Genomic DNA, 20,910 nt, shown 5'->3' on the forward strand with positions numbered 1-20,910 from the left:
CAGGATATCCGATACACCGGCCACCATGGTCCCTGATATACCAGCTATTAGGAACCTGTTGGACAAGTCCGACAAACTGCTAGGGTCCCCTTCCAGAGGGGATTTTTACTATATCGCAGGGTGCCTTTTTGTAAGAGCGCCAGGAAGGCCCGTCGAGCTTCTTCCCGGGAAAGATCAAGATGTTCTTGTTTCGATACCCAGTCTGCAGCTTCGTTCAGGGTAAAAAAACGGGGATTCCGGTGGATGAGCCGTACCAGGGCCTGTGCTTCCCGCCAGGTTTTTTGGGCTGTGCCGGAACAGATATCGCAGGAATGTTCATCCCCCGTACAGGTCGCCGGGCCTGAACCATACTCAGCGGTATGGGATGCCTCGTCCTGTACCGCAGTGCATTCAGGGCCGACTGAGACCTGTGAACCTTTGATCTCCCCCGGACCGATACCCGTGAGCTGGGCCAAGAGCTGTTCCCGCCTGCACTGTTCCATATTGTTACCGTATTCAGCCATAGGGCCGGTACGCATTGCATCTTCCGGTCCCCAGAGCAGAACTGCTGTTGAGGGCTTCCCGTCCCGGCCAGCCCGGCCCGCTTCCTGCAGGTAGGCTTCTACCAGGTCGGGGCAATCAAAATGTATCACCGTGCGGATGTTACTTTTATCTACTCCCATCCCATAGGCGCAGGTTGCAACCAGAACCCCTATGCTGCTCGAGAAAAACCAATCTTCGACAGCCCGTTTTTCTTCCCGTTCAAGTCCCGCATGGTAGAAGTAGATATCTCTGCTCCCCAGGGTATGCCGAAGTGACCGGGCCAACTGTTCTGTCCGGGACCGGGAACTGCAGAATACAATAGCCGGCCGCTGAAGCACCCGTAAGAGGTGCCGCAGAGCCGCTTCTTTTGCCAGGGTCCGGATAATTCGATAGCTGATATTCGGACGGTCAGGGTTCCCCATGACCAGATGGGCTTCTCCATCATGAAAGATGTAGTGACGGATCTTTTCGAGAATCTGGGGGCTTGCAGTGGCGGTAAAGGCTGTAAGAAGGGGTGCCTTGAGATCCGCCAGTATCTCCCCAAGTTCAAGATAGGCAGGCCGAAAACTCTCCCCCCACTGGCTCACACAGTGGGCTTCATCAATAACAATGTGAGCAATCTGGGCATCTTTAAGCATCCGCCTGACCGGAGCAATTTTCAGAACCTCCGGGTTTGCAATGATAAAGGTATTTGCAGGGCGTTGCAGGATCCTTGCAATCTCTGCCCGTTCTGCCTCTGTCTGGTTCCCCCGAAGCAGGACCACCGGTGTCCCCTGACTGCGAAGGCGCCGTTCCTGATCCGCCATGAGTGCCAGAATGGGAAAAATAACGAGGGTAGGCCAGGCAAGGATCCGGGCGGGCAGCTGGAAACAGAGGGATTTCCCTGCACCGGTGGGCAGAATCACGATTTGCCGCCCATAACCTGACCAGGTTTCCTGGTCAGTATCAGCCGGCGTACCAGCAACCAGCGTCTCATCAGCCGACGCACCATCAATCTGAATTTCGTGGCCCCCTTCCTCGAGATCCACCAGGTGGGTTTGTTCCACTGCGTTCCGGCCAATAAAAGGGATCCCCGCAGTACGGGCCGCCTCAAGGATATTGGCAATCACGAGGCGCTGGTAGGGAAAGAGATAGCTGAGTCCCGTTTCCGCCAGGCCCTGGTCAATCAGTGCTTCGATTGAATAATCGACTTGGCTCATCATCTGCTCGGTGATCGACTGCTCTCCGGCATCTTTTTGTTTGATGCCCATTATGCTTTCCCCCTTGTTTTTTTGGTTTTCTGCACGCACTTCTGTATGCCATACTGCTTGGCCGTTACCTCAGCCCACTAGACATGAATAGGTTGCATATAGTACTATGGGTTATCATATTTTTGCGTTAAATCCCGCAGTAAGCGTTAATAGTCCTGTAATCCATCTACTTGTCTATTGGCCTACCCAGCGCTCCGTCGGGAATTTGCGCCAAGGACGTACATGACAACGACAAATACTCTCACCTTTGACGATTTCGGTTTATCCGAACGGGTGCTCTCTGCTGTAAAGGCAAAGGGTTTCATCGCTCCCAGCTCCATCCAGGCACTGGCTCTGCCCCGGCTTTTGGCCGATGAAGGGCACCTTATTGCCAAGGCCAGGACCGGCACCGGCAAGACCGCCGCCTTCGGTATCCCCCTGGTGGAACGGCTTACAACTCCATCCCAAAAACCCAAGGCCCTTATTCTTACCCCGACCCGGGAACTTGCCCTGCAGGTCGCCCAGGAAATTAAGTCCCTTGCTGGTGGGCCCTTCCCACGGATTGCCGCTGTCTATGGCGGTGCTTCCATCGGTCCCCAGCTCCGGGATCTAAACCATGGCGTGGAAATCGTCGTCGGCACCCCGGGCCGTGTTATGGACCATCTGGACCGGGGTTCTCTGGATCTTTCCGAGGTAGACTGGTTTATTCTTGATGAAGCGGACGAAATGCTCGATATGGGCTTTTTTGAGGATGTGGAAGCGATCCTTTCCAAGACAAAAAGCGACCGCCGGGTTGCCCTTTTTTCCGCTACCATGCCTGATGCGATACTGGCTCTGGTCAAACGCCATATCGGTGAGTTTGATATCGTAGAGGATAAGGCTTCTCTGGAAGAAAAACCCGCTGTCGACCAGTATTACCTTCTCCTCCGCAAAGAAGACCGGCTCGAAGCTCTGCGGCGCATTATCGATGGGGCGGACGATTTTTACGGTCTTGTCTTTTGCGCTACCAAGGCTGAAACCGATGAACTGGCCCGCCGGCTCGTGGAAAATGGCTATGGCGCCGAAGCCATTCACGGGGACCTGTCCCAGGAAGGCCGCGAACGGACTCTGCGCCGTTTCCGCTCCCGGATGACCACAATTCTCGTGGCCACCGACGTTGCCGCCCGGGGTATCGATGTGGAACGGCTCACCCATGTGATCAACTGGGACCTCCCGAATGACCGGGAAACCTATGTGCACCGTATCGGCCGAACCGGCCGGGCTGGCCGCCGGGGCATTGCCATCAGCTTTGTGCTTCCCGCCGCCCGGGGCCGCATTACCCAGCTTTCCCGCAGTATGGAAAAAGTATTGGGTTCGCCGATTCAGAAAATGCCCATCCCCTCGGTGCCCGCGGTCATGACCGCCAGCCAGAAACGGGTCATCCAGAAAATTATAGCCGCCGTACAGGGGCTGGGTGACCAGATGGGATCCGAGCAGGGCGAAGGCTTTCAGATTGATGCACTGCCGACCGGCTCATCGGCTTCCCTTTTCCCAGCCAATGATCCCCGCTCGCTTGTTGCGGATGAACTGATACAAACCCTCGGTGAGCGACGGGCTATAGAAGCCCTCGTTGCCGCTGCCTATGGCAATGAACTGGATCCTTCCCGATATGGACCGATTGTCGAACTTCAAGACCGTCCGGTTCGGGGCACTGACCGGGGCTCCGATCGGGGCCGCAGTTCAGGCCGCTTCAGCGACCGCTTCGGCGGCGATACCCGCAATTCTTTCCGTGAACGGGATGGTCGCAATGGTGCTTTCCGTTCCAGCGAAGGGCCCCACCGGCGGGCGGCCGGAGACCGGGTCTATATTGGCGTTGGCCGCCGGCATGGGGTATCCGCCCGGGATGTAGCAGGTCTGCTGATGCGGGCAGGGGGTGTCCCCGGGCGGCTCGTCGATGCAATCGAAGTGAGGGATTACTGCGCCTATGCCACCCTCCCCGCAGAGGCCGCCCGCCGGGCCTATGACTTTGCCAAGCGGGACCCGGAACATCCGACTATTAAGCCCGCCGGTAGCCGTAACTCATAGATACGCAATGTAGCGGCGCCGCACCGGCTGCCACTGCAACCACTCATATGCAAACCAATGGTCCCCTGTATAATATAGCAGGGGACCTTGCATTTTAGAAGCCGAGGGAAGCACCTACTACGATGACAGTAAAATCTGAAAGGGATGGCCGCCGCCGCAGAACCTGGTAGGCCCGGCAAATGCGGGTTTCCAGGGCACAATCCTGGCAGAGCCCGGTCTTTACACAGGGATTGGGCTTATCCAGGCGCTTATTGTTCATCGGCGAAGCAATGGTTTCCATTCTTTCCTGGGCTTCCTGCAAATTCCGGACAATTTTATTGGTTCCCACTACCACCACGGTTTTCTTAGGACCAAAGGTGAGGGCCGCCACCCGGTTACCATTGCCATCAACATTAACAAGATAACCTTCCAGGGTAACTGCATTCGAACTGGATATAAACACATCGCAGGTAAGCTGGCTGCGAAGAATTTCCAGTTTTTTTTCGGCTGTCAGGCCCGGTGCATTGTGGTCCAAAAGGATGGCCCCAAGTTCCTGAGCTTTCTCGGGAATGCCCATCGCTTTAATCGTCGTGGAGCCGCCAAAGCCGATGGTTTTTCCCTTTTCGATATACGACATTACCCGTTGAGCTGCTTCCTCTACATTTGAAACATAGACCGCATCGAAACCGTTTTTTAGCAAGGCCTTAACAGCGGCAGCACCGATAGTTTCATCTCGCCAGGCTGCTACACCCGCGGTAACCTGTGACATATGAACCTCCTACAATAGGTTGTTGCAAAATCCAAGAGGGACTTTTCCAGCCCTTTTGTATTGTCGCATGGAGTCGGCTTCTTGCCAATACATAGAACTCGTCCTATACTGTGTACTGAAGAATTTCCCGCCCTGTGGGCGGTTTCGGCATCTTGAGCAACAGGAGGCAACTGATGGCACAACTTTCATCAACCTATGTGGGACTTCCGATACGGAATCCTTTGGTAGTAGCAGCAAGCAATATAACCGCCCATAAAGATTCTATTAAAAAGGCTGTGGATGCCGGTGCGGGGGCGGTTGTTCTAAAATCTCTTTTTGAAGAACAGATTCTTAAAGACCTTGCGACGATTCCTGCCGAACAACTGGAAGCAAATCCCGAAGCCCAGGCTATGATGAATGCCTTTGCCTCGGGATGGGGCAGTGGTGAATATATTAGATTGATTCAGGATGCAGTGGCTGTTGCTGGCTCGGTTCCGATAATCGCGAGCATTAATTGTATTCACGATGAGATTTGGCTCGATTTTGCCGAACAGATTGAAGGGGCCGGTGCAAAGGCGATAGAATTAAATATTGCACCCTTCCCCCAGTCACCGAAAACCACATCGAAAGAAATAGAAGACCTGGTGGTGAGCATCGTTCGCAATGTATCAGTCCGGACCTCATTACCTATTTCGGTCAAACTGAGTCCCTATTTTACTAATCCCTTTGCGATTGTTGAACGTCTTGCCGGTGCGGGGGCGAAGGCGGTGATTCTCTTTAACCGGCTCTATCGATTCGATTTTGATCTTAAGAATAGGACGGTAATCTCCGGTCCTGCAAAAAGCAGCCCCCAGGAATACCACGAAAGCCTCCGCTGGGTGTCTAATCTGTACGGTGTGGTGGGGTGTGAATTAGTAGGCGGGACAGGTATTCATTCTGCGGAAACGGCCCTTAAGTTCCTCGCTGCGGGGGCTCAGACGGTGCAGCTCTGTTCGGTGCTCAATGCAGGAGGTTGGTCGGTGCTTAGCAAAATAGGAGATGAAATGGCTGCCATGCTGGATACTCTGGGATATGATTCGGTAGATGCCTTCCGTGGCACCCTGTCCCGCCGGTCTAATCCGGGGAATGAACAGTATGAGCGGCTCCAGTATATTAAAGCTATCGATCCCCGGTAATCCATGGCAGAGCAGAAACGACCGGCGGATCAGCGGCGGCTTGCGGCATACTTGAAAAATAAGATGTCTCCCCTGACTGAGACTGACCCAACCAAGGCTGGAGATACAGGTACAAAAAACACCAGGGCGAAGGTTGTAAAACCCGAGGTAAAAGCTGCCGATTCCAGGCCTGCATACAAACTAGACCAGGAAAAGCCCGATAGCAAGCAACAAATTCCGGGGCAATCTGGCATCATACAGGTAGCCCTGGAAGGGACTCTTTCAGAGCAGCGCGCTTCTCCCTTTACAGCTCAGGATAGACCTGGCTTGGTTAAAACAGTTAGCACCGGAAAAAGCCAGGCTAGCGGAGCTGAAACTACTGTTCCCGGGTCAGGCAAGGAATCGAAGTACCGCAAGGTTGCCAAACTACTCATTGTGATCGGCCAGAACGAGGCTTCTCAAATTCTTTCCAAGCTGGATCCGGAGCAGATTGAGGCTATAACCAAAGAAATTGCCCTCATTAAGACAGTATCCAAGGAAGAAGGGGAAGCAATTCTTGCGGAATTCCGGGCCATCTTTTCAGAAGCCCTGGCATCCACGGGGCATCTTAAAAAAGAACGGGGAGGAATCGATGCAGCCAGGGAACTGCTCCATGCAGCCTTTGGATCAGAACAGGGTGAAAAACTTTTACGCCAGGCTGTCCCAGAAGCGATAGAAAACCCCTTTCAGTTCCTCGAGGATTTTACGGGGGAACAAATTTCCTTTCTGTTAAAAGACGAAACGACTCCGGTTTTGGCTCTCGTGCTCTCACGGTTAAGTCCCCAGAAAGCAGCGGAGTACATCAAACTGCTTCCGGGATCTCGGCGGCTCGAGCTTGTAAAGCGGCTTGCAAAAATGAGCAAGACAAGCCCCGAGGTAGTGGAAAAGGTAGCAGAAGTGTTGCGGGAAAAGGCTCACAAAATTGGAAGAACCGAAACCACCGAGATTGATGGCAAATCGGCCCTGGCGGCCATCCTCCGCTATACAGATCCTTCCCTGGGGGATGAAATCCTGGAAAATCTGGAAGCTGTTAGTCCTGATCTGTCCCGGGAAATTAAGGAGAAAATCTATACCCTGGATGATGTCATCCGCTGTGAGGATCGGGCCCTGCAGGAAAAGCTCAGAACCATGGAAGACCGAGATATTGCCCTGCTCTTAAAAGGCCAGAAGCCCGAGTTTATTGATAAAATTAAAAGCAACCTTTCTGCCAACCGGCGGGCCATTATCGAAGAAGAACGAGAACTTCTGGGTCCGGTGCCCCGTAAAGATACCGAGGCGGTAGTGCAGGATTTCCTTTCCTGGTTCCGCCAAGGGAGAGAAACAGGCACCATACGGCTCACCGATGACCAGGACGTTTTTATATAGTATAGTAAGCCCATGTAAAAACAGATCGATATTAATTACAAGGAGTCATGTTTGATAGAATCTCAATTTCACGTGGGAGACCACATTGCGGGTTTTGAAATTATAGATTGCATAGAATTAACCGAATTGCAGGCTGTTGGCATTTGGGCCCGGCACAGAGAGACTGGAGCCGAAGTCTTTCATATCTATAATGATGATGAGGAAAATCTCTTTGCCTTTACCTTCCCGACTATTCCCGCTGATTCTAGCGGGGTGGCCCACATACTGGAGCATTCAGTATTATGCGGATCCCAAAAATATCCCCTCAAGGACACCTTTATCGTATTGGCCCAGGGAAGCCTCCAGACCTTTCTCAATGCCCTGACCTTCCCTGACAAAACCGTGTACCCCGCGGCAACCACCAACCGGCAGGATTATTTTAATTTGATGTCAGTGTATGGAGATGCCGTATTTCATCCCCTCCTTGATGAATGGATTTTCCAGCAGGAGGGGCACCGGTTGGAGCTTCAGAAGGATGAGCGCACCGGTGCTTTGCGGCTCGAACGGACCGGTGTGGTGTACAATGAGATGAAGGGAAACTATTCTTCGGTGGATCCTATTGCCGCCGATTGGGCCTTCCGGTCCGTGCTTCCCGATACACCCTATGCCTTTGACTCAGGGGGCGACCCACGGGAAATACCCCGGCTGAGCTGGGAGGATCTTAAGGCATTTCACCGGGAACATTACAACCCTGCAAACTGCAAGATTGTACTCTGCGGTAATATTCCTACCGAGGAACAACTCACTTTCCTTTCAGAGCAGATTTTCGCGAACCTTGAGCCGGGCCGGCCCGTAGCGGCTATCCCCCAGGCCCAGAGGTGGACCCAGAGCAGAGAGCTTTCCGTGCCCTATCCAGCCACTGATGCAAGTCAGAAGTCGACGGTCCTCCTCTCCTGGGTCTTGGGGGATAGTACCAATGGAGAGGACGCCCTGGCCCTGGCCGCACTCACGGAGATACTCCTTGGTCATGATGGTTCGCCCCTCCATAAAGCCCTAGTGGAATCGGGCGTGGGTGAATCGATTGCCCCCGCTACGGGCCTGGAGGGTGAATTACGACAGCTCGTGTTTACCGCGGGGCTCCGGGAAGTGGACCAACAAAATAAAAAGGCTGTAGAACGGCTTATCCTGTCTACACTGCAAAATCTGGTGGACCAGGGCATACCTCCTGAAGAAATTGAAGGAGCCCTCTTCGGTATGCGTTTCAGCAATCAGGAAATCCGCCGGGCAGGAGGTCCCTTTTCCCTTGTCTGGATGCGCCGGGTGCTCCGATCCTGGATTCATGGCAAAGTCCCCTGGAATACCCTTCTGTTTGAAAAGAACTTTCGGGCCATTACGGAGCATCTTGAGGAAAACCCACGGTATTTCGAAAATCTCATAGAACGGTATCTCCTGCAGAATCCCCACCGCTGTCTTGTCTCTGTGGACCCCCAGGTCGGTCTTTCGGAAGCCCTGGAGGCGGAGACCAGAGCCGAACTGGACCGTCTTTTGGCAAACCTTTCTGACTCAGAAAAAACAGCCCTGTTGGAACAGAATCGGCGCCTTAAGGCAATTCAAGAGTCACCTGATACTCCGGAAGCTCTGGCCAAGCTGCCCCATATTTCCCGTAAAGACCTGATCCCTGACGCTGAATCTGTCCCCCGCGTCCTGCATGACCTGGGTGGTATCCCCCTGCTGAGTCATGAACTGTTTACCAATGGTATTGTCTATATTGATATAGCCCTCCCAGTCGATGTACTTACGGAAGAGCAATATCGCTGGCTTCCTCTTTTAGCACGTACTATTCCATCACTAGGTCTGCCTGACATCCCCTACGATGTGCTTTCAAGCAGAATGGCCCGGCATGTGGGTAGTTTTTATGGGCTCCTGCATACCTCATCCTCGGCGCCAGGAACTTCAGACACCATTGCTACTCCTAGCGGTGTGTATCACCTCCGGGGCAGGGACTGGCTAATTTTTAGGATGAAAACCCTGCAGGAAAAACTTAACCATGCCCTGGATCTGATAGTACCCCTTATACAGAGAGCAGACTTTACCGATCTCAGACGGCTCAAAGATCTGGTAACCGAATATAAAAATGATATGGATGCTTCAGTAGCCCCAAGCGGACATCAATATGCAATCTCCTATATATCCCGCAGTTTTAGCCGGTCCCGTTATATTGATGATCTCTGGAATGGAATTCCACAACTTGAGTTTACTCATAGTTTGTCTGAAATGCCAATCGATATGGTGGCCCAGAGACTTTTTGAGGTGAGAAATGAGCTTTTGGCAAAGAGCGGTATATTGGTAAATGTAACTGCCCAGAAAGAGGGTGTTGAAGCGGCCTTGACCGCTCTTAAAAACCAGTGTAGCGTCTTTACCGGGCCAAAGCCTGTTAGAAACAACCTTACACAAATGGCATGGCAGCATGGGGAATCAAAGGCAGTGTACCAGTCGGGAGCCCTGCAGGTAGGTTTTGCTGCCCTGGCTTTACCCGCGAGCCCCTTTGCCAGTGCCGCCCAGGCTGCTGAAATTGTTCTTTCTCATTGGCTTTCTACGGGTATGCTCTGGGAGGATATCCGTATGAAGGGAGGGGCCTACGGGGCCTTTGCCTATCCTGACGGACTTGAACCGGTCTTTATTATGGCCACGTATCGGGATCCTAACCCGGCAAGGTCTTTGGAAGCCTTGCCCGGAGCCCTGCGAAAGACCCTTGCTATGTTACCGGACGGCCACGAGCTCGAGAAAGCCCTCATCGGAGCCTTTGCAAAGGAAACACGCCCCCGGACTAACCCAGATAAGGGCTTTGCAGATTTTATGCGGTATCTTACCGGCATAGAAGACTGGATGCGGAAACAAAAGCTCGAAATGATCGTTACCATGGATCAGGCCCGGTTGCGCCAGGCCGCGGAGACCCTGGCAGCTTCTCTGGACCAGGCTTGCTATGCGGTGATTGCCGGAAACGGGCAGGCTACGCTCAGTGCGAAAAAGCTTCAGATACCTCTGCAGAACCTGCCCGGTGCGTAAAGTCTCTCCTACCTATTTTTAGACGACCCGCCCGCCATTAGGCGGGTTCTTCTTCATATATTCGTGTTCTTCCCGGACCTCTGCAATCAGGTCCTTAAGCTTCCATTCCATATTGGTCGGGGTCGATGAAGAAAAAGCTATCGACAGGGGATCAACCCCCGCTTCTTTAGCCGCAGCCTTGGCAGCACGCATAATGGAAATCATCTGTTCATGGGTAAAACCATGCATCACGATAACCGGATTGTTCATTAATATACTCCCTTTATAACCAGAAGGTTGGTAATATTATGGATATAACCCAAAGCTAATACTAAATCTAGCAGATAACAACTTGGTCTTCTTATCATATTTAAAGTGCAACTTGAGTGAAGGGGGATGCCCGTTCTAATACCTGCCTAATGACGATGTGTCCCGGTTCTAATAATCCCGGGTCCTGCTTAAGAATCGTAAAGGCATCCCCACGGGCTGTTTCTAAGAGTGAAGCATCCAAAATCGGGTCAGCCAGTCCCAGACTCAGATAACCGGATTGTTCAATACCGGCTATCTGGCCGGGGCCCCGCAGCTTGAGGTCCTCTTCGGCTATACGGAAGCCGTCGTTATGCTCAAGCATGACTTTGAGCCGCTGTTTTCCGTCTTCGGTGAGCCTGTCTGAGTAAACGAGAAAACAGTAGGCCTGAGCGGGGCCCCGGCCAACCCGGCCTCGAAGCTGATGCAATGCAGAGAGTCCGAACCGTTCAGCATGTTCCACCACCATACAGGTTGCATTAGGGACATCAACTCCTACTTCTACCACACTGGTTGCAACGAGAATTTGAATTTGCCCTGTACGAAATGCATTCATCGTCAGGCGTTTTTGCTCTTCATCAAGCCGGGAATGAACCAGTGCAACGTTATATTCTGGAAAAACCTCTTGAGATAAACGTTTGGCCATAGCCTCTGCATTTTTCAGATTGTTCTGGTCTGACCGGTCCGAATCCCCTTCTATAAGAGGATATACAAAATATGCCTGATGCCCTGCCTGTAGTTCTTTGCGAACGAAATCGTACACTTTTTGTTCATTCGATTGTCGAGCCAAATGGGTTTTTACCGGTTTTCGTCCAGGAGGAAGATCCGAAATGACTGATACATCCAGATCGCCAAAGACAGTAAGAGCAAGGGTTCGGGGGATGGGGGTAGCACTCATCATAAGGAGGTCCGGATTATCCCCCTTGGCCAGAATCGCACTGCGCTGAAGGACTCCAAAGCGATGCTGTTCATCAATAATAACGAGCCTGAGTTTATGATACTGTAAGCCGGCAGAAAAGAGGGCATGGGTACCAATGACAAGATGTATGTTACCGGCGGCCAATGCCTTAAGGAGGGCGCTTCGACCTGCGGCTTTTACATTTCCCGTTAAAAAAGCTACCGATACACCCAGGGGTTCAAGAATTTTCGCAGCATTTTCTGCATGCTGTCGAGCCAAAAGTTCGGTTGGAGCAAGCAGCGCCGTTTGTCCGCCCTCTTCAAGGGCTCTGAGGGCAGCCATAAAAGAGACCAGGGTTTTCCCGGAACCGACGTCTCCCTGTAGAAGCCGAGCCATGGAATGGGGACCTGACATATCTCTATTAATTTCTGTAATAGCATTGATTTGCCCTTTGGTGAGTTCAAAGGGAAGCCGTTCTGCCAGACGTTTCTGCAGGGGGCTGAGTTTGTCTTCCAATTCTTGGCTTTGGGCCTGCGTTTGGCCTTGGGCTGGAGCCGGAGTCCGCCTGAGGGTATTCTGCCGTTCCAGGGCCCTACGGCCAATAAGAACTTCGAGATAAAAAAGCTCTTCGTATTTTATGCGTCGTTGAGCGGCTTCGAGTTCATCTTTATTCTTAGGAAAATGAATGGCCCCCAGGGCCTTTGTTTTGTCCAATAAAGCTTGTTGCTGTAGCACTGATCCAGGGAGTTCATCTTCGAGACTTTTTCCGTATAATTGAAGAGCTTGATAGACAAGACGTCTGAGTATTTTTTGGGAAAGCCCGGCGGTAAGTGGATAGATTGGTAAGAAGAGAAATTCAGCAGTCTTTTGAACCCTGTCTGCATGCTCAAATTCAAAACTCGATGATTGGAGGCTTCCAAAGCGGTATGAAAACTGCCCCCAGACTAGATAGCTTTTGCCTACCTCAAGCTGTTTTTCTAAAAAGGGGCGGTTAAAACAGATGAGTTCAGCCCGGGCCGTGTCATCTTCTATATGGACTTTGAGTGTTTTTTTGGGATAGCCAAACCATTCATGGGCTAAGACTGTGACTACCGTATAAACCTGTTTTGCCTTGTTCCATTGAGAAAGGGGTATAATACGGCTCCGATCCTCCCAGTCTCTGGGGTAATAGCTTAATAGGGAAGCGATATCTCTGATACCGAGTCTAGCAAGCGCCTGACAGGTCTGACTGCCAGCCCCTTTCAGATGATGAATGGGAGTATGTATCTCCTTGAGGAACACTGGTACTCCTTAGCAGATATACCTATTAAATAGGAAGACGAATAAGCAGATTGGAAAGGAGATTAACCAGGATTCCACCAACGATGCGGAGTATAAGCAGAACAACTACCGTGGTGAGCAGTCCTGTGGTATAGGTAACGAGCCGGTCCCTGAATATGATCCTATTTATCCGGTACAGTACTGGTTTAGATAAGGTATCGATAGCACGCCAGATGGGATGGACGTTGTTACTTCCCAGAATATAAGCAACAAAACGCACAGCTAAGATAACTATAAAAAAACTCAATACAAAGGCAACAGCAGACCACAGACTAGTCACAAGCATCGAAAGGATAATACCTAGTGTGATTCGACCATACACTGCGATGGTAAGGAAAATATTGTTTACCAGGGCCAGTACCGCCAGGGCAGCTACAGGGGAAAAATCCAGTACCTCAGTTCGTAGTTGAGGGAAACGGCGGAACCAGTGTAGATAAGGATCGGTAATACGGCTTAACAGCTCGGTAGATCGATTGAACGAAAGGGGACTATTAAACCAGGTCAACATGATTCTGATAAAGAGCAGAACCATGTATACCGTGGTGCATGAAGCTAATATACGCATGAGTATGCCCATAGGTTCCTCCTTAACCGTAAGCATACTAAAAGCTTAGTCATTAGTCGAGGCCCTTCTTTTCACCTCATACAAAATGCGTTATAGTATTAGGTAAGACGAGGGTTAAAAATGTTGCAAATTTTACATATTGATAGAAGTGAATTGTTCAGGAAAATTATGCAGGAAATCGTTCTTCGCTGTGGTCATTCGGTCCATAGTGTTGCAACGAAACATGATGCCCTATCCTTTATTGCAAAACATAATATTGATTTAATTATAACAGCCTTGGAATTTAATGATGGGGATGCAGAATCATTTATATTAGATCTTCCACAAGCAACAAAACAGGACATACCAGTGGTTGTAGTTACTTCGAGCGACTCCTTGGAATTACGGGAACGGCTTTTTAGCCTTGGAGTCGTTGATTATATTTTAAAAACAGACGTAAATGAAGATTATTTTAAACATTTTTTTGCAACCCTTTCAGCAGAAGATGAACTGTCTCGTTTTATGCGGGACATGAAAATAGCGATTCTTGATGATTCTCCTATAATTTTAAAGGTTATTCATCGTATACTCGATATGAATGGGTTCCGCTTTGTTGATTTTTATATTAAACCGGGAGATTTATTACATACTACTAGTATATATGATTTGTACCTAATTGATATAGTATTGCCTGAATTGACAGGTGATAAAGTAATAGCTGAACTTCGTTCACGCCAACCCAATGCGATTATTATCAGTATGTCCCAGTTTACTGGTGAAAAGTCCATCTCAACCGTATTACTGGCCGGTGCAGATGATTATATTCATAAACCCTTCGATGCAGCATCCTTGCTTTCCCGCATTAAGATAAATGTACGGTCCTTCCAATACAAAAAGCGTCTAGAGCTTATGGCCGTAACCGATGGACTAACAGGTTTATATAACCATCGCTTTATTTTTGAACGCCTCGAAGAAGAACATGCCAAAGTGTCCCGCTATGGACGACCGTTGTCGGTCATCATGCTAGATATAGATAATTTTAAGCATGTTAACGACACCTTTGGTCACCGAACTGGAGACGTGGTTATCCAGTCGGTTGCCCATGCAATTATGGCGAATATCCGAAAATCCGATGTGGCCGGTCGGTATGGAGGCGAAGAATTTCTCATACTTCTGCCTGAAACTGGCCTCTCAGCTGCCAAGGTAGTAGCAGAAAAGATTCGAAGTACCGTCGCACAACTGCGATTCGAAACGAAAGACTTAGGCATTACAATTTCAGCTGGAGTTGTTCAAGCACAAAAAGATGAAAGCTATGAAACTCTAGTAAACAAGGCTGACACAAACCTTTATAACGCTAAAAGGGGCGGTAAAAATCAGGTCGAAGGCTAAACCTGCCTATTCCCGCCAGACCTCTGCCACACCTGGCAGCATGCCAATGGACTCCAGGGCCCATTGGTCCGCACTGCTGGTGATCTGGGTTGCAGTTCGTACCACCGATTCGCCCCCCGGTACGGGGATATGAATAAAAACCGCACAGGACCCTGAATGTTCAAAGAGATGGTCCCGCAGGGGGTAGAGATTCTCTTCCTGCTGGGCCGCATCGGCCCTGAGCCGGATATGAACTTCCCGGTACGATTTTTCTGTCAGATTCTGGATATCGAGCATTTCACTTACGATAAAGCTGATCTTTTCGCCCCGGGAACGGTCTACCTTGCCTTTAAGGGCTACAATTTCATCAATATGAAGTTTATCCTTATATTTTTCCCAGACATCGGAAAAGAGGGTTAGATCTATCTGTCCGTTAAAATCAGCCAGGGAGGAAAATCCCATCCATTTGCCGTTTTTTGCCTGGAAGGGCCGCAGGGATTTAATCTGTCCGACAATTACATATTCCTTATCGGGACTCGACCGTTCCGGGTGGGCCAGGTCCAGGGTTACCGACCGTTCCCAGGTCTGCCGGTAATCATCCATGGGGTGGCCGGAAAAATAAAAGCCGATCAGTTCCTTTTCTATTGCGAGCTGTTCCTGCTTGTCCCAATCCGGTGCACTCTCAAATTCAAAGTCAGGATATTCCTTTTCTCCCGACTCTTCGAAAAGACTTGACTGGCCGAATTTTTTATCATCCTTTTTGTTTTGGGCATATTCTACCGCTCGTTCCAGGTTGGCTAGAAGCATAGGGCGGCTCTGCCCAAACCTGTCGAAGGCTCCTGTTTTAATCAGCAGTTCAATAACCTTTTTCCCGACCGTTTTTATATCCACCCGGTCAAGAAAGTCCATGAAATCTTTATAGGGGCCGGCGATACTGCGCTGGTTCACAATTTCATCGGCGGCGGCATCACCAAGTCCCTTAATCCCCAATAGGCCGTAAATGATTTTGCCTTCTACTACCGTAAAATATTTATCTGAACGGTTGATGTCCGGCGGCTCTATGGTGAGGCCCATCCGGCGGCTTTCATCAATATATTCGGGGAGCTTGTCTGTACTGGTAATTTCGTTGGTCAGGTTGGCGGCCATAAATTCGGCGGGGAAATTGGCTTTGAGGTAGGCCGTTCGATAGGCAACAACCGAATAGGCCGCGGCATGACTTTTGTTAAAGCCGTACCCTGCAAAGGGAACGAGTATTTCAAAGATGCGGTCCGCATCGGCTTCGGAAAACCCCTTCTTTTTTGCCCCTTCGATAAAGCGAGCCTTTTCTTTCACCATGACTTCAGGCTTTTTTTTTCCCATGGCCCGCCGGAGCAGATCCGCCTGTCCCAGGCTGTAACCGCCGATGATCTGGGCGACCTGCATAACCTGTTCCTGGTAGACAATGACCCCATAGGTTTCCTTAAGGATCGATTCCAGGCATGGGTCCGGATACTCAATGGGCCGACGGCCCCATTTGGAATCGACAAACTGGGGTATATATGCCATGGGGCCCGGCCGGTAGAGGGCGTTCAGGGCGATGAGGTCCTCAATCTTATTGGGCTTTGCCTGTTTCAGGATGCTCTGCATGCCAGATGATTCAAACTGGAATACACAGGTGCTCTGGCCTTCTCCCAAGAGCTTATAGGTGGCAGGATCGGTTTCGCTGACCGAGTTTGCATCAAAATTGGCATATTCCCCGCCCCGTTTGCGGATCAGGTTTTCGGTGTTTTTAATGAGGGTGAGGGTTTTTAGCCCCAGAAAGTCCATTTTAACGAGGCCGCATTCCTCAATCTGGTCCATGGTAAACTGGGTTGCTACCGTACCGGTTTTGGCGTCCCGATAGAGGGGTACATAGTCGGTAAGTTCAGTTTTTCCGATAACGATACCCGCCGCATGGAGGGACGAATGGCGGTTTTTATTTTCGAGTCTCTTGGCTATGGCAAAGAGTTCCTGGTATCGCGGGTCCTCTGCAAGTTTTGCAAGCTCCGGTTCCTGTTCAAAGGCCTTGGCCAGGGTCATCTTCGGGTCTTCGGGGATGAGCTTTGCAATCCGGTTGGATTCCTCCAGGGGGATGTCCAGTGCTCGGGCCACATCTTTTATGACTGCTTTGGCTTTAAGGGTTCCAAAGGTGATGATTTGTCCTACCCGTTCGCGGCCATACTTTTGGGTAACATAATCGATAACCTCTCCCCGCCGTTCGAAGCAGAAGTCCACATCAAAGTCAGGCATGGACACCCGTTCGGGGTTGAGGAACCGTTCAAAAAGCAGATTGTATTTCAGGGGATCGATGTCGGTAATCCGCATTGCATAGGCAACGATGGACCCTGCACCGGAACCCCTTCCCGGACCGACCGGAATATCGTGTTCTTTGGCCCAGTTGATAAAGTCTGCTACGATTAGGAAGTAGCCGACAAAATCCATTTTAATTATGATATCCAGTTCGTAGTCGGCCCGTTTTTTAATTTCTTCGGTAATTTCCGGATATCGTTTTTTAAGACCCTCATAGGTGAGGTGCCTGATATAATCGGCGCCATTGGTAAAGGGCGGGGGAAGCTCAAAGTCGGGAAGCATGGGTCCCGGAAGTGGAATGGAAGTGTGGCACCGCTCGGCGATTCTTACGGTATTCAGAATGGCTTCGGGGTATTCCGGGAACAGGGCTGCCATCTCATCACCGCTTTTCAGATAGAACTCGCTGGTTTCAAAGCGCATCCGGGATAGCTCGTTCCGCTTTTTATTGGTGGAGATACAGAGGAGTATATCCTGGGCGACCGCATCTTCCTTATCCAGGTAGTGAATATCATTGGTAACCACGAGCGGAATACCGGTCCGCTTGGAAAGTTCCACCAGGAGCGGATTAACCTTTTTTTGTTCCGGAAGTCCATGGTCCTGCAGTTCAAGGTAAAAGTTGTCATCCCCTAGGATATCCCTCAGACGGCGGGCTCGATTCAGGGCTTCCTCGGCTTTTCCTTCTAGGAGGAGACTCGGGATTTCACCGCCCAGACAGGCAGAGAGGCCGATGAGCCCCTCATGGTAGCGGACCAGGAGTTCCTCATCAATCCGGGGTTTATAATAGAATCCTTCTGTATAGGAAAGGGATGAGAGTTTCATCAGATTTCGGTACCCTGTTTCATCGGTAGCCAAGAGTACCAGGTGGTAATATTTGTTGCCCGTTTCAGAGCCCTTTTTATCAAACCGGGACCCTGGAGTCATATAGAATTCACTGCCGATAATGGGGTTAATCTCAGCGGCTTTGCATTCCTTGAAAAATTTGAGCACCCCGAACATGTTGCCATGATCGGTCAGCGCCAGATGCTTCATGCCTAGGGCTTTTGCCTTGGTAATAAGGCTTTTTACCGACGCCGCTCCGTCGAGGAGAGAGTAGTCTGAGTGGACATGGAGATGCACAAAATCGGTCATAGATAGCCTATTGTAACGGTGAATGGAGGCCCGCTCAAGGGGTTTGTATTGGGAAGCATCAATACTCGCTAGCAGTTTGCCGGACCTGTCCGACGGCTCTTAGCTAGCTGGGGGATACATAATGAGCTCTGTTGTTTCCAGGGGATTTGATTATAAATGTTAAAACTATTAATCGAAATCGATTGCGTTTTGAAAAATCTAAATATATACTATACTATAGCATAATTATGGTTACTATTTACGATATTGCTAGGATTACCGGTTACTCAGCCCCTACGGTCTCCAAAGCACTCAATAACCAGAGTGATATTGGCCAAAAAACCAAGGAAAAAATAATAAATGTTGCAAAAGAACTAGGGTATATACCCAATTCAAGTGCTAAGGGTTTGGTTACCCGGAAATCATGGCTTATTGGACTTATTTACGAAGAAGATGAGTTAGGTGTTGGTATCGAACACCCTTTGTTTGCAAGCATCATCAATGCTTTTAAGCAGGAAATGGAAGCCGTTGGTTATGAACTCATTTTTATTGCCCGGAACCTGGGTGGCCGGAAAATGAGTCTGCTGGAACATTGCCGGTACCGCCATGTAGATGGGGTTCTTATCGTCAACGCCGATGCAAGTGATACGGAAATTCTTGAAGTTACCAAAAGTGATATACCTTGTATATCATCAAATATTGTATTTCCTGATATATGTACCGTAACTTCAGAGAATATACGTCCCGCTGTAGAAGCGGTACAGTATTTATATGCTTTAGGCCACCGGTCAATCGCACATATTGCTGGACCTCAAAATAGTGTGGCTGCCGCTGGCTATGAACGGCTCGAAGGGTATAAAGCGGGACTTGTTTCACGACAATTACCCATAAAAAGCGAGTTTATTGTAGTTTCAGACTTCTGGAACAGTGAGTCGGGCTATAAAGCCATGATAGAGTTATGGAAAAACAAAGAAAAACCAACAGCCATATTTTGTGCGAGCGACATCATGTCTATGGGTGTTATGAATGCCTGCAGGGATTTAGGCTTACGTATTCCTAAGGATATTTCCATTATTAGTTTTGATGATAACCTCTGGGCCAGTTTTTCTCATCCACCCTTAACAACCTTCCGCCAGGATCGGCAGGCAATTGGCAAAAAGGCCGCCGAGATAATGAAAAGGTTTTTAAATGGTGAAAAGGTACCCCCCCGGGTACTGGTGCCAGTTACCCTTATTGAACGAGAAAGCTGCGCACCAATTACTTGACCAATTCTGCATTTTCTTGCATACTATTTGCATGTTTATACGTTATTGTATAACCAATTCTATCAGTCTCGCAGCAGCAGCCGCTATCCCGGAGGGTCGCGGTTAGCTGATATTACATACTATCAGGGCCGTGATCCTCCATAACGGGGATTGCGGCTTTTTTTATGTCCTAGCACCTGGACAGATAAAAGTACAATCCCTGACTTGCAGGTGAACCGCTCGAAGCGATTCACCTGCTATTATTGCAACGAGGTTTTCCGGCCGGGCTTAGGAAGCCCAAAGGAGCTTGTATGAGAAGGGATATGGTACATCCGGGGGCGAATCAGTTACGGTACGAGATTCGTGAAATTGTCGGCTTTGCCAGGGAACTGGGCCGGTGGAATATTCCCATTACATGGGAAAACATCGGTGATCCGGTTAAAAAGGGCGAATCCATTGAGCCCTGGATTAAGGAACTCGTCCGGAACCGGGTCATGGATGATCGTTCCTACGCCTACTCAGATACAGAAGGGATCTGGGAAACGAGGGAATTCCTCGCAAACCTGGTAAACCAGCGGGCAGAACAGAATCCTCTCGAGGCCTTAGCAAGTCCTTGTGCTCCGGTATGTGCAGAGGACATCATCTTTTTTAATGGTCTCGGCGATGCGGTTGCCAAGGTGTTTGGTTTTCTGCGCCGGGAAGCTCGGGTCCTGGGGCCGTCGCCAGCCTACTCCACCCTCTCTTCTGCTGAGGCAGCTCATTCTGGCTATGACCACCTGACGTACCGCCTCGATCCAGAACAAAACTGGATGCCCGATATGGAGGACGTGGAGTTAAAAGTAAAATATAACGATGCCATTGCGGGGCTTTTGCTCATCAACCCTGATAATCCTACCGGAGCAGTGTATCCCATCGAGGTGCTTAAGGAATTTGTCCGGATTGCAAAGACCTATGGTCTTTTTATCATTGCCGATGAAACCTATGCAAATATAGTCTTTCCGGGCAATAAAACAGCCGCCCTCTCCCAGGTAATTGATGATGTTCCTGGGCTGGCCTTACGATCCATCTCAAAAGAAATTCCCTGGCCCGGGGCTCGTTCCGGATGGATTGAGGTATATAACCGTCATGTGGACCCCCAATTTAGCCGGTATATCCAGAGTTTACTTGATGCAAAACGGCTTGAGGTATGCTCCACTACCTTGCCCCAGCTCTGCATCCCTGACATTATGGGTGATCCCCGTTATCCGGCCCATCTGGAGCGGCGGAGCCGAATGTTTCAACAGCGGGCCGAAGAGGCCGCAGCGGCCTTTGCAAGCCGGAAGGGCGTCAGGCTTATTCAGCCCCGGGGCGCCCTTTATGCTACTGCTCTTTTTGACCGGGATGTCTTTTTTGATGACCAGAAAGAGGAGCGGCGTTTAACCGTACAGGATAAGGGCCTTGAGGACTTTATTGCCAAAAAAACTGAATCGGTGGCACCGGATAAACGCTTTGTCTATTGGCTTCTTGCTGCAACCGGCATCTGTGTGGTTCCCTTATCGGGGTTTGTAAGTCAACAGCCGGGCTTCCGCTTTACCCTCTTGGAGCAAGATGATGCCAAACGAAGCTGGATTTACCGCACCCTTGCAATGGTTGCAGAACAATACCTGGGATCCTGAGCGAAAGAACCGGGTT

General features: G+C 50.2%; 13 protein-coding genes. 7 read left to right on the forward strand and 6 right to left on the reverse strand.

Going from position 1 to position 20,910, the window contains the following annotated elements:
* Window positions 1–47 precede the first annotated feature (47 nt).
* The gene (locus SPICA_RS09930) at window positions 48–1,772 is read right to left on the reverse strand and encodes a RecQ family ATP-dependent DNA helicase (RefSeq protein ID WP_013969373.1); all 1,725 of its coding nucleotides are present in this window, start codon (window positions 1,770–1,772) and stop codon (window positions 48–50) included.
* A 222-nt stretch (window positions 1,773–1,994) separates the two neighbouring features.
* Here SPICA_RS09930 and SPICA_RS09935 point away from each other — a divergent pair, with 222 nt between their 5' ends.
* Window positions 1,995–3,815 (forward strand): DEAD/DEAH box helicase, encoded by a 1,821-nt coding sequence (locus tag SPICA_RS09935; RefSeq protein WP_013969374.1) that lies wholly within the window; start codon window positions 1,995–1,997, stop codon window positions 3,813–3,815.
* Between the two features lie 94 nt (window positions 3,816–3,909).
* Here the strand turns inward: SPICA_RS09935 and SPICA_RS09940 are convergent, their stop codons facing one another.
* Window positions 3,910–4,563, reverse strand: a complete 654-nt coding sequence (locus tag SPICA_RS09940; RefSeq protein WP_013969375.1) for a lactate utilization protein — start codon at window positions 4,561–4,563, stop codon at window positions 3,910–3,912.
* 173 nt (window positions 4,564–4,736) lie between these two features.
* Between SPICA_RS09940 and SPICA_RS09945 the strand changes: the two genes are divergently transcribed.
* From SPICA_RS09945 to SPICA_RS09955, 3 genes are read left to right on the forward strand one after another with little or no spacing between them, the layout of a single operon-like run.
* Entirely contained in the window at window positions 4,737–5,717 is a 981-nt protein-coding gene (locus SPICA_RS09945; RefSeq protein WP_013969376.1) for a dihydroorotate dehydrogenase-like protein, read from the forward strand.
* Between the two features lie 3 nt (window positions 5,718–5,720).
* The gene (locus tag SPICA_RS09950) at window positions 5,721–7,100 is read left to right on the forward strand and encodes a flagellar motor switch protein FliG (RefSeq protein WP_013969377.1); all 1,380 of its coding nucleotides are present in this window, start codon (window positions 5,721–5,723) and stop codon (window positions 7,098–7,100) included.
* A 51-nt stretch (window positions 7,101–7,151) separates the two neighbouring features.
* Window positions 7,152–10,145, forward strand: coding sequence for an insulinase family protein (locus SPICA_RS09955; protein ID WP_013969378.1), 2,994 nt, complete (start codon window positions 7,152–7,154; stop codon window positions 10,143–10,145).
* Window positions 10,146–10,163: 18 nt separating this feature from the next.
* On the opposite strand, the gene SPICA_RS09960 is transcribed toward SPICA_RS09955, so the two are convergent.
* From SPICA_RS09960 to SPICA_RS09970, 3 genes are all read right to left on the reverse strand, one after another.
* Window positions 10,164–10,394 carry a DUF3783 domain-containing protein gene (locus SPICA_RS09960; protein ID WP_013969379.1) on the reverse strand — a complete coding sequence of 77 codons (231 nt, stop codon included), beginning with the start codon at window positions 10,392–10,394 and terminating at the stop codon, window positions 10,164–10,166.
* 100 nt (window positions 10,395–10,494) lie between these two features.
* Window positions 10,495–12,609: an ATP-dependent DNA helicase RecG gene (recG, locus tag SPICA_RS09965; protein ID WP_013969380.1), complete on the reverse strand. Its 2,115-nt coding sequence runs from the start codon at window positions 12,607–12,609 to the stop codon at window positions 10,495–10,497.
* Between the two features lie 25 nt (window positions 12,610–12,634).
* On the reverse strand, window positions 12,635–13,225 hold the full coding sequence (locus SPICA_RS09970) for a YggT family protein (protein WP_013969381.1): 591 nt from the start codon (window positions 13,223–13,225) through the stop codon (window positions 12,635–12,637).
* A gap of 108 nt (window positions 13,226–13,333) precedes the next feature.
* Between SPICA_RS09970 and SPICA_RS09975 the strand changes: the two genes are divergently transcribed.
* The gene (locus tag SPICA_RS09975; RefSeq protein WP_013969382.1) at window positions 13,334–14,581 is read left to right on the forward strand and encodes a response regulator; all 1,248 of its coding nucleotides are present in this window, start codon (window positions 13,334–13,336) and stop codon (window positions 14,579–14,581) included.
* Between the two features lie 6 nt (window positions 14,582–14,587).
* On the opposite strand, the gene dnaE is transcribed toward SPICA_RS09975, so the two are convergent.
* Window positions 14,588–18,016, reverse strand: a complete 3,429-nt coding sequence (dnaE, locus tag SPICA_RS09980; RefSeq protein WP_013969383.1) for a DNA polymerase III subunit alpha — start codon at window positions 18,014–18,016, stop codon at window positions 14,588–14,590.
* Between the two features lie 227 nt (window positions 18,017–18,243).
* Here dnaE and SPICA_RS09985 point away from each other — a divergent pair, with 227 nt between their 5' ends.
* Window positions 18,244–19,260, forward strand: a complete 1,017-nt coding sequence (locus SPICA_RS09985) for a LacI family DNA-binding transcriptional regulator (RefSeq protein WP_013969384.1) — start codon at window positions 18,244–18,246, stop codon at window positions 19,258–19,260.
* Window positions 19,261–19,550: 290 nt separating this feature from the next.
* On the forward strand, window positions 19,551–20,894 hold the full coding sequence (locus SPICA_RS09990; RefSeq protein WP_013969385.1) for a pyridoxal phosphate-dependent aminotransferase: 1,344 nt from the start codon (window positions 19,551–19,553) through the stop codon (window positions 20,892–20,894).
* Window positions 20,895–20,910 lie beyond the last annotated feature (16 nt).

The organism is Gracilinema caldarium DSM 7334, from assembly GCF_000219725.1.
Classification (GTDB): Bacteria; Spirochaetota; Spirochaetia; order Treponematales; family Breznakiellaceae; genus Gracilinema; species Gracilinema caldarium.

Excerpts from the sequence above, each read along its gene's own strand:
- SPICA_RS09930 (WP_013969373.1), bottom strand. The coding sequence starts at position 1,772 with ATGGGCATCAAACAAAAAGATGCCGGAGAGCAGTCGATCACCGAGCAG.
- SPICA_RS09935 (WP_013969374.1), top strand. The coding sequence starts at position 1,995 with ATGACAACGACAAATACTCTCACCTTTGACGATTTCGGTTTATCCGAA.
- SPICA_RS09940 (WP_013969375.1), bottom strand. The coding sequence starts at position 4,563 with ATGTCACAGGTTACCGCGGGTGTAGCAGCCTGGCGAGATGAAACTATC.
- SPICA_RS09945 (WP_013969376.1), top strand. The coding sequence starts at position 4,737 with ATGGCACAACTTTCATCAACCTATGTGGGACTTCCGATACGGAATCCT.
- SPICA_RS09950 (WP_013969377.1), top strand. The coding sequence starts at position 5,721 with ATGGCAGAGCAGAAACGACCGGCGGATCAGCGGCGGCTTGCGGCATAC.
- SPICA_RS09960 (WP_013969379.1), bottom strand. The coding sequence starts at position 10,394 with ATGAACAATCCGGTTATCGTGATGCATGGTTTTACCCATGAACAGATG.
- SPICA_RS09970 (WP_013969381.1), bottom strand. The coding sequence starts at position 13,225 with ATGGGCATACTCATGCGTATATTAGCTTCATGCACCACGGTATACATG.
- SPICA_RS09975 (WP_013969382.1), top strand. The coding sequence starts at position 13,334 with ATGTTGCAAATTTTACATATTGATAGAAGTGAATTGTTCAGGAAAATT.
- dnaE (WP_013969383.1), bottom strand. The coding sequence starts at position 18,016 with ATGACCGATTTTGTGCATCTCCATGTCCACTCAGACTACTCTCTCCTC.
- SPICA_RS09985 (WP_013969384.1), top strand. The coding sequence starts at position 18,244 with ATGGTTACTATTTACGATATTGCTAGGATTACCGGTTACTCAGCCCCT.
- SPICA_RS09990 (WP_013969385.1), top strand. The coding sequence starts at position 19,551 with ATGAGAAGGGATATGGTACATCCGGGGGCGAATCAGTTACGGTACGAG.